The organism is Kitasatospora sp. SUK 42, from assembly GCF_015776785.2.
Lineage (GTDB): Bacteria > Actinomycetota > Actinomycetes > Streptomycetales > Streptomycetaceae > Kitasatospora.
On the sequence record NZ_LFMD02000007.1, the window covers coordinates 817,216 to 829,893 of the forward strand.

General features: G+C 73.0%; 10 protein-coding genes. 6 read left to right on the forward strand and 4 right to left on the reverse strand.

All coding sequences use genetic code 11. From position 1 onward, the window contains the following. Positions 1 to 158: 158 nt before the first annotated feature. Positions 159 to 1,034 (reverse strand): AraC family transcriptional regulator, encoded by an 876-nt coding sequence (locus RZ50_RS25315; protein ID WP_196948876.1) that lies wholly within the window; start codon positions 1,032 to 1,034, stop codon positions 159 to 161. Between the two features lie 173 nt (positions 1,035 to 1,207). After that, on the reverse strand, positions 1,208 to 2,614 hold the full coding sequence (gene gdhA, locus RZ50_RS25320; RefSeq protein ID WP_196948877.1) for an NADP-specific glutamate dehydrogenase: 1,407 nt from the start codon (positions 2,612 to 2,614) through the stop codon (positions 1,208 to 1,210). Positions 2,615 to 2,930: 316 nt separating this feature from the next. Here gdhA and ribA point away from each other — a divergent pair, with 316 nt between their 5' ends. Further along, positions 2,931 to 3,560, forward strand: a complete 630-nt coding sequence (gene ribA, locus RZ50_RS25325) for a GTP cyclohydrolase II (RefSeq protein ID WP_196948878.1) — start codon at positions 2,931 to 2,933, stop codon at positions 3,558 to 3,560. Between the two features lie 122 nt (positions 3,561 to 3,682). On the opposite strand, the gene RZ50_RS25330 is transcribed toward ribA, so the two are convergent. After that, on the reverse strand, positions 3,683 to 5,800 hold the full coding sequence (locus RZ50_RS25330; RefSeq protein WP_196948879.1) for a bifunctional diguanylate cyclase/phosphodiesterase: 2,118 nt from the start codon (positions 5,798 to 5,800) through the stop codon (positions 3,683 to 3,685). Between the two features lie 129 nt (positions 5,801 to 5,929). Beyond that, on the reverse strand, positions 5,930 to 6,736 hold the full coding sequence (locus RZ50_RS25335) for an SAM-dependent methyltransferase (protein WP_196948880.1): 807 nt from the start codon (positions 6,734 to 6,736) through the stop codon (positions 5,930 to 5,932). 360 nt (positions 6,737 to 7,096) lie between these two features. Between RZ50_RS25335 and RZ50_RS25340 the strand changes: the two genes are divergently transcribed. From RZ50_RS25340 to egtC, 5 genes are all read left to right on the forward strand, one after another. Then, positions 7,097 to 7,627, forward strand: a complete 531-nt coding sequence (locus tag RZ50_RS25340; protein ID WP_196948881.1) for an SRPBCC family protein — start codon at positions 7,097 to 7,099, stop codon at positions 7,625 to 7,627. Then, positions 7,624 to 8,922 (forward strand): aminotransferase class I/II-fold pyridoxal phosphate-dependent enzyme, encoded by a 1,299-nt coding sequence (locus RZ50_RS25345; protein WP_196948882.1) that lies wholly within the window; start codon positions 7,624 to 7,626, stop codon positions 8,920 to 8,922. Before RZ50_RS25340 ends, RZ50_RS25345 begins: the two co-directional genes overlap by 4 nt. Before the next feature lie 326 nt (positions 8,923 to 9,248). Beyond that, positions 9,249 to 10,529, forward strand: a complete 1,281-nt coding sequence (gene egtA, locus RZ50_RS25350) for an ergothioneine biosynthesis glutamate--cysteine ligase EgtA (RefSeq protein WP_254803049.1) — start codon at positions 9,249 to 9,251, stop codon at positions 10,527 to 10,529. Next, on the forward strand, positions 10,526 to 11,905 hold the full coding sequence (gene egtB / locus RZ50_RS25355) for an ergothioneine biosynthesis protein EgtB (protein WP_196948884.1): 1,380 nt from the start codon (positions 10,526 to 10,528) through the stop codon (positions 11,903 to 11,905). Before egtA ends, egtB begins: the two co-directional genes overlap by 4 nt. Beyond that, on the forward strand, positions 11,905 to 12,654 hold the full coding sequence (gene egtC / locus RZ50_RS25360; protein ID WP_196948885.1) for an ergothioneine biosynthesis protein EgtC: 750 nt from the start codon (positions 11,905 to 11,907) through the stop codon (positions 12,652 to 12,654). Before egtB ends, egtC begins: the two co-directional genes overlap by 1 nt. The last annotated feature ends 24 nt before the right edge of the window (positions 12,655 to 12,678 follow it).

The window sequence follows — 12,678 nt, forward strand, 5'->3', positions numbered from 1 at the left end:
GCTCCCCCGCCCCAGCATGGGGGCACAGGGGGGTGGGGGCGGGCGCTGGTGGGCCGAACGGGGGTGGGCGGGTGAAAGACGACTAACGGATGACAGCTGACAGATTTCGAAATCTGTCAGCTGTCATCCGTTATCTGTTACCCGAAAACCGGCGGCCGTCAGCTCCGCACAGCCCGCGCCACCGGGATCCAGAGCTCCGCCTCGGCGTCGCCCGTCCCCGGGACGAAGCGGGTCTGCAGGATCTCCGGGCCCGGCCGGGCCTCGTACGGGTTGGACGGGAACCACTGGCTGTACACGTCCCCCCACATCTCCTGCAGCGCCTGCGGATACGCCCCCTTGTTGACGAACACCGCCCACGTCCCGGCCGGGACGTGCAGGACCTCCAGGTCGTCCGGGACGACGGCGTCCTCGCGCGCCACCACCGCGTGCCAGTAGTCGAGCAGGGAGCCCTCCTCCCGATTGGGCGAGAAGTCGTCGGTCACCGAGACGATGCCGAGCGGGTCCTTGCCGGTCAGAGCCGTGATCCGCTCGACGGTCTCCGCCCCGAGCCCCTTGATGAACTCGGCGATGTGCGGGTTGACGCCCAGGTAGATCAGGGGCACCCGGGCCTTCCGGCCGACGATCCGGAAGTCCGGCTTCTCGACGATCCGGTATTCCATGCTGCTGCTTCCCTCCACGACGAGTCGGAAGGACATCCGGGGCTGGGAGGTGAGCACCGCGCCCTCGCGCCGGGCCTCTCCCGGCCCGACCCCGTGCATCGCCCGGAACGCCCGGGCGAACGCCTCTCCCGAGGTGTAGCCGTACCGGACCGCGACGTCGAGCAACGTCCGCTCGCCGTCGAGGACTTCGGCACCGGCGACGGTCAGCCGCCGACGCCGGACGTACTCCGACAGCGGCATCCCGGCGAGCATCGAGAACAGCCGCCGGAAGTGGTACTCCGACGTCATCGCGATCCGCGCCAGTTCGGCCACGTCGATCTCGCGGTCCAGCCGCCGTTCGATGTGCTCCATCGCCCGGTTCAGGTGCTCCAGCACGCCAACCCCGTCCTTCCCTTGCTGATCACCACCGTAGGAAGGACCCACCCTGCCGCACCCGACGATCGGTGCCCGCTCCGGTCGGGTGCCGGGCGTCGGGCACCGGGCACCGGGCGCCGGGTGACGGGTGACGGGTGACGGGTGACGGGTGACGGGTGACGGCCGTCAGCGGCTCAGATCAGACCCTGGGCCAGCATCGCGTCCGCGACCAGCTCGAAGCCGGCGATGTTCGCGCCCACCACGTAGTTGCCCGGGTGGCCGTAGCGCTCGGCGGTGGTGAAGCAGGAGTCGTGGATGTGCTTCATGATCCCGGCCAGCCGCTCCTCGGTGTGCTCGAAGCTCCAGGAGTCGCGCGAGGCGTTCTGCTGCATCTCCAGCGCGCTGGTCGCGACGCCGCCCGCGTTGGCCGCCTTGCCCGGGCCGAAAGCCACCCCGGCCTCCTGGAACACCCGCACCGCCTCCGGGGTGGTGGGCATGTTGGCGCCCTCGGCGACGGCCACCACGCCGTTGCGCACCAGGGCGAGCGCGTCGGTCTCGGTGAGCTCGTTCTGGGTGGCGCAGGGCAGCGCGACGTCGCAGGGCACGCTCCACACGCCCGGCCCCTCGACGAACCGCGCGTGGCCGCCGCGCAGTTCGGCGTACTCGGAGACCCGGCCGCGCCGGACCTCCTTGACCTCCTTGAGCAGGTCGAGGTCGATGCCCTTCTCGTCCACCACGTAGCCGGAGGAGTCGGAACAGGTGAGCACGGTCGCGCCGAGCTGCTGTGCCTTCTCGATCGCGTACACGGCCACGTTCCCGGAGCCGGACACGACGACCCGGCGCCCGTCCAGGCTCTCACCGCGGCTGTGCAGCATCTCGGCGGTGAACATCACGCAGCCGTAGCCGGTGGCCTCGGTGCGGACCTGGGCGCCGCCCCAGCCGAGGCCCTTGCCGGTGAGCACGCCGCTCTCGTAGCGGTTGGTGATCCGCTTGTACTGGCCGAACAGGTAGCCGATCTCCCGGCCGCCGACGCCGATGTCCCCGGCCGGCACGTCGGTGTACTCGCCGAGGTGGCGGTACAGCTCGGTCATGAAGGACTGGCAGAACCGCATGATCTCGGCGTCCGAACGGCCCTTGGGGTCGAAGTCGGAGCCGCCCTTGCCGCCGCCGATGGGCAGGCCGGTGAGCGCGTTCTTGAAGATCTGCTCGAAGCCGAGGAACTTGACGATCCCGAGGTTCACCGAGGGGTGGAAGCGCAGCCCGCCCTTGTACGGGCCGAGGGCGCTGCTGAACTCCACCCGGAAGCCGCGGTTGACGTGGATCGCGCCGGAGTCGTCCGTCCACGGCACCCGGAACATCAGCTGCCGCTCGGGCTCGCAGATCCGCTCGATGATCCGGGCGTCGAGGAGTTCGGGGCGGTGGGCGAGCACCGGGGCCAGGGTCTCCAGCACCTCGTGGACCGCCTGGTGGAACTCGGCCTCGCCCTTGTTGCGGCGGACCACGTCCGAGTAAAGCGCTTCTATCGTGCGCTGCTCGGCCTCGAAGGAGCTCTGCCGGGCGGCGGAGTCGGCGGCGGTGGAGCTGTTCCGGCTGTTGGGCATCTGATCAGGACCTTTCCGTGGTCGTCGGCGGTCGTGCGCGTAGCGTTCCCGCGCCCAGGAAACGGTGGAAGTCTCGCAATGTCCACCTCTCGGGTCCATCTGTTCCACATGCTGGAACGCTGGACGGGAACAGATGGGACGGATGGGACGTTGTGCGCCTCCGGAGTCGGGGCGGTCACCGCCGGTAAGTAGTTGTTCAAATTGGAACTACCGAGTACGGTCGACATTCGATCCCACCGGATCCAGCCGGTTCACCTGGCCCGCCCGGGCCTGCCCGGGACCGACCCGGTCCACCCCGAACGACGGAGGCCCACCCATGCCGCAGCCCGGCTCCGCCACGGTGCGCTCGCGCGTGCGCATCCCGCTGACCTTCCCCGACGGCTACCGCGCCGAGGCGGAGGTCTCCACCTTCCACGGCCTCGCCGACGGCGCCGAGCACCTGGCGCTCGCCCTCGGCACCGTCCCGGAGGGCGGGACGCCACTGGTACGGCTGCACTCCGAGTGCCTGACCGGCGACGTCTTCGGGTCGGACCGCTGCGACTGCGGCCCGCAGCTGCGCGAGTCGGTGGAGCGGATCGGCGAGGCCGGCGGCTACCTGCTCTACCTGCGGCAGGAGGGCCGGGGCATCGGGCTCTACAACAAGCTCGACGCCTACGCCCTCCAGGACTCCGGAATGGACACGTACGACGCCAACACCGCGCTCGGGCTGCCCGAGGACGGCCGGGACTACACCGCGGCCGCCCAGATGCTCGGCACGCTCGGCATCTTCGAGGTCGACCTGTTGAGCAACAACCCGGACAAGGCCGCACAGCTGGCCGACCTCGGCATCACCGTACGGCGGCGGGTGCCGACCGGCGTGCACCTGTCGGCGAGCAACGTCCGCTACCTCCGGGCGAAGGTGGAGCGGACGGGGCACTCGATCGAGCTCTCCCGACTGGTGGGCTGAGGGGGCGACAGGGCGACGGGACGGCGGACCGCCGGGTGGCGGGCAACGGGTGGCGGATGACAGCCGGCAGATGACAGATGACAGATATCAACTAACAGATCTCGAAATCTGTCAGCTGTTACTCACCGGTCCTCGACCGGGCGCCCCTTCGGCTCCTCGACGATCCGGCGGGCGATCTCGGACGGCCGCACCGGGCGGCCGAAGTGCCAGCCCTGCGCCCAGTCGCAGCCCATGGTGCGCAGCCGCTCGGCGTCCTTGAGGGTCTCCACGCCCTCGGCGGTGACGTTCAGCCCGAGCGTGTGCGCCATCGAGACCAGCCCGCTGACGATCCGCCACCCGGTGGCCTCGTCCTTCGCCGGGTCGTGCAGGTCGCCGACGAAGGAGCCGGCGATCTTCAGCCCGGAGACCGGCAGGTCCCGCAGGTAGGAGAGGTTGGACCACCCGGTACCGAAGTCGTCCACGGCCAGCGACACCCCGAGCTCGACCAGCCCGTGCAGGGTGCGCAGCGCCTCGTCCTCGGGCCCGACCACGGTCGACTCGGTGATCTCCAGTTGCAGCCGGGCCGGGTCCAGGCCGGTGCTGTCGAGGATCCGGCCGAGGTCGGTGACCAGCGCGGCGCTGCGCGCCTGCCGCACCGCCAGGTTGACGTTCAGCTGCGGCGCGGCGTCGCCGTACCGCTTGATCCAGTCCGCGGCCTCGCCGCAGGCCTGCTCCAGCACCCAGCGGCCGAGCGGCATGATCAGCCCGGTCTCCTCGGCGGTGGTGACGAACTCGTCCGGGCCGAGCACGCCGAGCTGCGGGTGACGCCAGCGCACCAGCGCCTCGACGGCGGACATCCGGCCGTCCGACAGCCTGTAGAGCGGCTGGTAGTCGATGAAGAACTCGCCGCGGTCCAGGGCGGCCGGCATCCGGACGGACACCGCGTAGCGGCTGACCGAGCGGGCGTTCGCCTTGGGGTCGAACAGCGTCCAGCGGCCGCGGCCGGCCTCCTTGGCGCGGTACAGCGTCAGGTCCGCGGCCCGTACGGCGGCGCCCGGGGTGGTGGTGGACACCCGCCGCTCCAGCACGCCGACGCTGGCACCCACGGCGAGCTTGTGGTCGCCGATCAGCACCGGCCCGGCCAGCGACTTGAGCACCGTCTTCGCGGCGGCCACCGCCTCCTGCTCGCCCCGGCAGTTCTCCAGCAGGACGACGAACTCGTCGCCGCCGAGCCGGGCGACCAGGTGGCCGAGCGGAGTGAGGGCGGCCTTCAGCCGGGCCGCGACGGCGGACAGCAGCTGGTCGCCCATGTCGTGGCCGAGGCTGTCGTTGACCACCTTGAAGCCGTCGAGGTCGACGTAGCAGAGGCCGAAGCGGGCGCCCGGCTCCGGTTCCTCGAACAGCTTCTCCAGGCGTTCGAAGAAGGCCGCGCGGTTGGGCAGGCCGGTCAGCGGGTCGTGGGTGGCCTGGTGGCGCAGCCGCTCCTGGAGCCGGTAGCGGTCGGTGACGTCCTCCAGCATCGCCACCTGGTACACCGGGACACCGTCGTCGTCGCGGATCAGCGAGACGGTCAGGTGGGTCCAGACCACCTCGCCGTCCTGGCGGTAGTACGGCTTGTCGAACTGGAAGTACTCCCGCTTGCCGCTGATCAGCTCCTCGTACGCCTCCCAGACGCCCGGGGTGTCCTCCGGGTGGACGAGGTCGCCGACCCGGCGGCCGATCATGTCCTCGGGGCCCGCGCCGAACAGCTCCTGCAGGGCCTTGTTGACCGCGAGGATGTTGCCGTCCGTGTCGCCGATGCCGATGCCGATCGCGGCGCTCTCGAACAGGGCGCGGAACCGGGCCTCGGAGGCGCGCAGCGCGCGCTCGGCCTCCTTGCGGGCGGCGTCGGCGGCGGTGCGGATCGCCTCCTGCTCGCTCAGCGTGCGCTCGCGCAGGGCGGCGGCCCAGCCGGCGGCGAAGGCGCCGGTCAGGGCGGGGCCCCGGCCGTCGCCGATCGGCTGCGCCTGGAGCAGTTCGACCGCGCGGGCGAGCAGGAGCGGGTCGGTGAAGTGCGCGTCGACCAGCTCCGCGCCGGCCTGGGAGGCCAGCCGGGGCTGGAACGGTTCGTCCTGCTGGGCGCGGTGCAGCAGCGCGGCGGTGCGCGAGACCAGTCGGCCGAGCAGGTCGGGGTGGACGGCGATGCCGTGGTCGGCGGAGAGCAGCCGCGACCAGTCCTCGTGGAACCGCTCGGCGTCACCGGTCACCGGGGTGGTGCTCATCCGCCCGCCCCGGTTCTCGGACCGCCGCGCGTCGTGCCGGCCGCCGTCACCGCCGGGGTGGGTGCGCCGGGCCGGGCGACGGCGGCCGCGCGGGGCGTGCGGCCGTCGGCTGTTCGCCGGTTCGACCGCTCAAGGTCGGAACCCCACGCCCGCCACCCCGGTCATTCGCTCGGGGTGCTCGCCGACCGTACCCGGCTGGTCCGGGCGCCACTGCGGCAGGTAGACCACACCTGGCTCGACCAGTTCGAAGCCGTCGAACATCGCGGTGATCTGCGCGTGGGTGCGCATGGTCAGCGGGGTCGGGGTCCTCTGGTAGAGCTTCTGGTGGTCCTCGGCCTGGTCCGGGCGGCCCTCCAGGGAGGCGTGCGAGAGGGCCAGCGCGCTGCCGGCCGGGAGCGCGTCGCGGACGACGCCGATCAGCTTCCGGGGGTCCTCTTCGTCGCTGACGAAGTGCGCCACGGCCACCAGCAGTACGGCCACCGGTTCGCCCTCGGCCAGCAGTCCGGTCACCTCGGGGCGGGCCATCAGGTCCTCGACGTCGCGCAGGTCGGCCTGGACGACGGCGCTGTTCGCGTCGTCCTCAAGCAGCAGGCGGCTGTGCGCGACGGCGACCGGGTCGCGGTCCACGTAGACGACCTTCGCCTCGGGCCGGATCGCGCGGGCGATCTCGTGCACCGCGCCGAAGGTCGGGATGCCGGAGCCGATGTCCAGGAAGCGGGTGACGCCCCGCTCGGCGAGGAAGGTCACGGCGCGGCGCATGAAGGCCCGGTTGGAGCGCATGATCTGCGGCAGCTCGGGCCACAGGGCGATCGCCTTGCGGGCCATCTCCCGGTCGACCTCGAAGTTGTGCGAGCCCCCCAGGTAGTAGTCGTAGACCCGCGCGGCGTTCGGTTTGTCCAGGTCCGTGCCCTCCGGTACCCAGCTCGGTCGCCGCATGCCTGTGACTCCTTCACTCCGTGTCCGGTGGTGCAGCGCCTCATGAATGCTGCCGTGACTGATGAGACTACAAGCACAGAAGATCCTCCCCCGCACCCCGAACAGGTGCAAGCGGAGTGCACGCTTCCCTGTGAACGGAGTTCTTTGCCGGGCGTTTACCCGTCGTTCCGGGGCCGCGGCGGCCGTACGGGGCGGGGGCGGCGGGGCGGCGGAGGCCGTACGGACCGCGCCGACTCGACGCCGACTCGACGCCGGCTCGACCGGGCCCCGACGCCAACTCGACGCCAACTCGGCAGCGGCTCGGCGGCGTTCGGGCCCGAGGCCCGACCCACGCGGCGGGCGCCGGGCTAGGGTGGGCGCGTGGACCCCAACCACTACCGATTCCGCGGCGTGTGGCGGCTCGCGGCACCGGTGACCGCGGTGTACGCGGCGCTGGAGGACGTGCAGAACTATCCGCAGTGGTGGCCGGAGATCCGCGCGGTGCGGCGGACCGGCGAGGAGTCCGGGGACGTGGTGATCCGCGCGCTGCTGCCGTACCGGCTGGTGGTCGGCCTGGAGACGACGCTGCGCGACCCGGCCGCCGGGGTGCTGGAAGCGGCGATGCGGGGGGACCTGAACGGGTGGTCGCGGTTCACGGTCACGGCGGACGGGCTGGACGGCGCGGGCAGCCGGGTGCGGTTCGAGGAGGACGCCCGGCCGGGCAAGCCCCTGCTGCGGCGCCTGGCGCTGCCGCTGCACCCGTTGTTCCGGGCCAACCACGCGGTGATGATGCGACGGGGACGGTGGGGGCTCGCCGCGTACCTGGCGGGCGGCGGCGGAACGGGCTTCAGCGGAGCGGACTTCGGCGAACGCGCTTCGGCGGACGGACTTCAGGGAACGGGGGACGGATGACGGATGACAGCTTTCAGCGAACAGATGACAGCTTTCGAAATCTGTCATCTGTCAGCGGTTCGCCCGCCCCCGGCGCCGCCCCCGCCGCCTCCCCCTCCCCTTCCCTCGCCCTCTCCCCCGCCTTCGACTTCGACGCCCCCTTCGACCGCGCCGGCACCGGCAGCAGCAAGTGGGCCCGCGCGACCGCCCCCGGGGTGATCCCGATGGGCCTGGCGGACATGGACCTGCCCGCTCCACCCGCCGTGGCCGAGGCACTGGAGCGGCGCGCACGCCACCGGGCGTACGGGTACACGGTGTGCGACCCGGCCGGCCGCACCCTGGTCGCCGACTGGTACCGCGCCCGGCACGGCGTCGAGGTGGATCCCGACTGGGTCCTGCTGCTGCCCTGCGGCCCGCGCACCGCCCTCCGCGTCCTCCTCGAAACCATCCGGCCCGAGGCCGGCGGCCACCGACCCGACCGCCCGCAGGCACCCGTCCTCTTCCCCACCCCCGAGTGGGGCGGCTTCGCCCAGCTCTGCCGCGCCGCCCGCCTCGACCACCTTGAGCTGCCGCTGCCCACCGGCCCCGACGGCTACCGCCTCCCCGACGGTCCGCTCCCCCGCCCCGCCACCGCCGTCCTGCTGAGCAGCCCGCACAACCCCTCCGCCCGGGTATGGCCCGCCGCCGAACTGCACGCCCTCGCCGAACGGGCGGCCGAGGCGGACGCACTGCTGGTCTCCGACGAGGTGCACGGCGACCTCACCCACCCCGGGCACGTCCACCCCGTCGCCGCCACCACCGTGGACCCGGCCCTGCGCCACCGCGTGGTCACCCTGAACTCCGTCGGCAAGACCTTCAACTGCTCCGGGATTCCCAGCAGCTTCGCCCTCGTCCCGGACCCCGGCCTGCGCGCCCGCCTCACCGACGCCCTCGCCGGCTACGGCCTCTGGGAGGGCGGCCTGCTGGAGCAGACCGTGCAGCAGGCCGCCCTGCGCGAGGGCGGCCCGTGGCTGGACGCGCTGCTCGCCCACCTCGCCGCCGCCCGCACCCGGCTCACCGAGCGGCTCGGCGCCGCCGTCCGCTCGGCCCCGCACTCCTCCTACCTGCTCTGGCTGGACGCCGCCGCCCTCGGGCTGCCGCCCGCGAACGCCCGTCAGGCCCTGCTGGAGCGCTGCGGCCTGGAGTCCTCCGACGGCGCCGACTTCGGCCCCGGCGGCCGGGGCTCACTGCGCTTGAACTACGCCCTGCCGGGCCGGGTGCTGGACACCGTCCTGACCCGTCTGGACCGCCTGGACCTGGACCGCCCGCACCCCTGAGCCCGGCGTACGCCCGTACCCGTACCCCCGCCCGCACCCGCGCCGGGAGCACGGACACGCCCCCGAGCACGCCCCGCGCACAACGGCCGCGGCCCCCACCTCCCCCGCTTCCGACCGTTTTCACCCGATCGCCGCCCCACTGACCTGCAAAAACGAACATTCACGCGATATTTGCGGAGCGCGCCCGCATGCTCCGTAGCAGACTGGGCAGGGTAGACCGGGCCGCAATCGTGATCCCGAGGATGGTGAGTCCGGTGATACCGACATCCCGTACGACACCGCCCGACCGGCAGAGCGCATCACCGCCCCCGGAAGGGGCGACCCCGTTGACCGAATCGGGGGCGCACAGCCACGTGTCGGGCGTCTGCTTCAAGATCGGACCCCCCAGGCTGGTGGGTGTCGAGGTCGAGTGGTTCGTCCACGACGACCGATGTCCTACCCGGCCCGTAAGGCCCCAACTGCTCCACGCCGCGCTGGAGTCGCTGCCCCTCGGCGGTCCCGACGGCACCTCGCTCCCCTCCGGTTCGCGCCTCACGCTCGAACCCGGCGGACAGGTCGAGCTCAGCTCCCCGCCCGCCACCGGCCTCCTGGCCTGCGTCGACGACACCAGACGTGATCTGACCGCCCTGCGGGCCGCGTTCGCGGCCCAGGGCCTGCGTCTCACCGGTACCGGGACGGACCCGCTCGCCCGACCCCGACGGATGGTGCTGGACCACCCCCGCTACCTGGCGATGGAGCACTTCTTCGACTCGGCCGGCCCCTGGGGCCGGATCATGATGACCGGCACCGCGTCGGTGCAGGTGTGCCTGGACGCCGGCGACGCGGACGGCCCCCAGGCGGTGGAGCGGCGCTGGGAGCTGGTCCACCGGCTGGGCCCGGTGCTGGTCGCCGCCTTCGCCAACTCCCCGCTGCTGGACGGGAAGCCGACCGGTCACCGGTCCACCCGCCAGACCGTCTGGTCCCGGATGGACCCGACCCGCACCCTCGCCCCCGCCCCGGACCACGGCGACCCGCGCGAGGCCTGGGCGCAGTACGTGCTGGATGCCCAACTCCTGTGCGTGCAACGGCCGGAGGGAATGCCGTGGACGGCCCCGCCCGGGCTGACCTTCCGCGACTGGATTCGCGACGGAGGCGAACGCCCGCCCACCATGGCGGACTTGGACTACCACTGCACCACGCTGTTCCCGCCGGTGCGCCCGCGCGGCCACCTGGAGCTGCGGATGATCGACGCCCAGCCCGGCGACGGCTGGGTGGTGCCCACCGCCCTGGTCACCACCCTGCTGGACGACCCGGTCGCCGCCGACGCCGCCTTCGCCGCGCTGGAGCCACTGGAGGCCGCGGACGGTCCTCGCCCGCCCCGCAGCGACGCCTGGCTCCGGGCCGCCACCCTGGCCATGGGCGACCCCGAGCTGCGCCGCGCCGCCCTCGCCTGTTTCGCCGCCGCCGACGCCGCACTGGGCCGCCTGCCCGGTGCCGAGCGGCTGCGCGCCGTCGTCGCCGAGTACGCCGAACGCTACCCCGCGCGCGGCCGCTGCCCGGCCGACGACCAGCTGGACGCCCACCGCTCCGGCACCCGACGCACTCCCCCGGAAGAGGCCGCACCATGACCGACGTCCGACCCCCCGCCGGTATCGAAGCAGGCACCGGCACCGCACACCACACGGGCGGCAGCGGCGGCACCGAGGCACTGCGCGAGACCATCGCGGCCGAACTGCTGGCCGCCCGGGCCCGGACCGCCGCGCTGACCGACTGCGTCGAGGACGCGGACCTCACCGCCCAGCACTCGCCGCTGATGTCCCCGCTGGTCTGGGACCTCGCGCACATCGGCAACCAGGAGGAGCTCTGGCTGCTGCGCAACGTCGGCGGCCGCGATCCGCTGCACCCGGAGATCGACCCGCTCTACGACGCCTTCCAGCACCCCCGGGCCGAGCGCCCGAGCCTCCCGCTGCTGCCGCCCGCCGAGGCCAGGGCCTACGCCCACGAGGTGCGCGGCCGGGTGCTGGACCTGCTGGCCGCCAGCCCGCTGGAGGGCGCGCCGCTGCTGGACGCCGGATTCGCCTTCGGGATGATCGCCCAGCACGAACAGCAGCACGACGAGACGATGCTGATCACCCATCAGCTCCGACCGGGCGAACCCGCCCTGGCCGCTCCCCCGCCGCCGCCCGCACCCGTGGACGCGGCCACCATGCCCGCCGAAGTCCTCATCCCCGCGGGCCCGTTCACCATGGGCACGGACACCGAGCCGTGGGCACTGGACAACGAGCGCCCGGCACACGCCGTCGAGCTGCCGGCCTACTTCCTGGACACCACCCCGGTCACCAACGCCGCCTACCAGCGCTTCATCGCGGACGGCGGCTACGACGACCCCCGCTGGTGGACCCCGGAGGGCTGGGAGCACCGACAGCGGGCCGGCCTGACCGCCCCCCTGTTCTGGAAGCGGCAGGACGGCCAGTGGCTGCGCCGCCGCTTCGGCACGGTCGAGCCCGTACCGCCGAACGAGCCGGTGCTGCACGTCAGCTGGTACGAGGCCGACGCGTACGCCCGGTGGGCCGGCCGGCGACTGCCGACCGAGGCGGAGTGGGAGAAGGCGGCCCGGCACGACCCGGCCACCGGCCGCTCGCGCCGCTACCCCTGGGGCGACGGGCCGCCCGGCCCCGAGCACGCCAACCTCGGCCAGCGCCACCTGCGCCCGGCCCCGGCCGGCAGCTACCCGGAAGGCCAGTCCCCGTACGGTGTCCGGCAGTTGATGGGCGACGTGTGGGAGTGGACGGCCAGCGACTTCCACCCCTACCCCGACTTCCGGGCCTGGCCGTACAAGGAGTACTCGGAGGTCTTCTACGGCCCCGAGTACAAGGTGCTGCGCGGCGGCTGCTTCGCGGTGGCGCCGGTCGCCTGCCGGGGCACCTTCCGCAACTGGGACTACCCCGTCCGGCGGCAGATCTTCTCCGGCTTCCGCACCGCCCGCAGCCTGGAGGAGGCCTGATGTGCCGTCACATCGCCTACCTCGGCGAGCCGGTGGCACCGCAGGACCTTCTGGTGCACCCGCCGTACGCGCTGTACCGGCAGTCCTGGGCACCCCGGACGCAACGGCACGGCACGGTCAACGTGGACGGCTTCGGCCTCGGCTGGTACGCGGACGGCGACGAGACGCCCGCCCGCTACCGCCGGACCGGGCCGATCTGGGCTGACGAGACCTTCGCCGACCTCGCCCGGGTCGTCCGCACCCGGGCGCTGCTGGCGGCCGTCCGCTCCGCGACCGAGGGCTGCGCGGCGGGCGAGGGCGCGGCCGCGCCGTTCGCCGCCGAGCGCTGGCTGTTCAGCCACAACGGCGCGGTGGCCGGCTGGCCCGGAAAGCTGGACGGCCTCGCCGCCCTGCTCCCGCCCGCCGAGCTGCTGGAGCTGGAGGCCCATTCGGACTCGGCGCTGCTGTGGGCGCTCACCCTGCACCGGCTGCGCCGGGGCGCCGGACTGGACGAGGCCCTGGCGGGCACCGTCGCCGACGTGGCCGCACACACCACCGGGCGGCTCAACCTGCTGCTCACCGACGGCACCTCGGTCGCGGCGACCACCTGGGGGGACACCCTGCACCACCGCGCCCTGCCCGGTCTCGGCACGGTGGTGGCCTCCGAGCCCTACGACGACGACCCGGGCTGGACGGCCGTCCCGGACGGCTCCCTGCTGCTGACGGACGGACGGGGCGTCACCGTCCGCCCTCTCCCCAGTCACTACTGACCCACCACTCTCCCTTCACTTTCT

Coding starts and splice junctions, on each gene's coding strand:
- ribA (WP_196948878.1), top strand. CDS start 2,931: ATGCCGCAGCCCGGCTCCGCCACGGTGCGCTCGCGCGTGCGCATCCCG.
- gdhA (WP_196948877.1), bottom strand. CDS start 2,614: ATGCCCAACAGCCGGAACAGCTCCACCGCCGCCGACTCCGCCGCCCGG.
- RZ50_RS25345 (WP_196948882.1), top strand. CDS start 7,624: ATGACGGATGACAGCTTTCAGCGAACAGATGACAGCTTTCGAAATCTG.
- egtC (WP_196948885.1), top strand. CDS start 11,905: ATGTGCCGTCACATCGCCTACCTCGGCGAGCCGGTGGCACCGCAGGAC.
- RZ50_RS25330 (WP_196948879.1), bottom strand. CDS start 5,800: ATGAGCACCACCCCGGTGACCGGTGACGCCGAGCGGTTCCACGAGGAC.
- RZ50_RS25335 (WP_196948880.1), bottom strand. CDS start 6,736: ATGCGGCGACCGAGCTGGGTACCGGAGGGCACGGACCTGGACAAACCG.
- egtB (WP_196948884.1), top strand. CDS start 10,526: ATGACCGACGTCCGACCCCCCGCCGGTATCGAAGCAGGCACCGGCACC.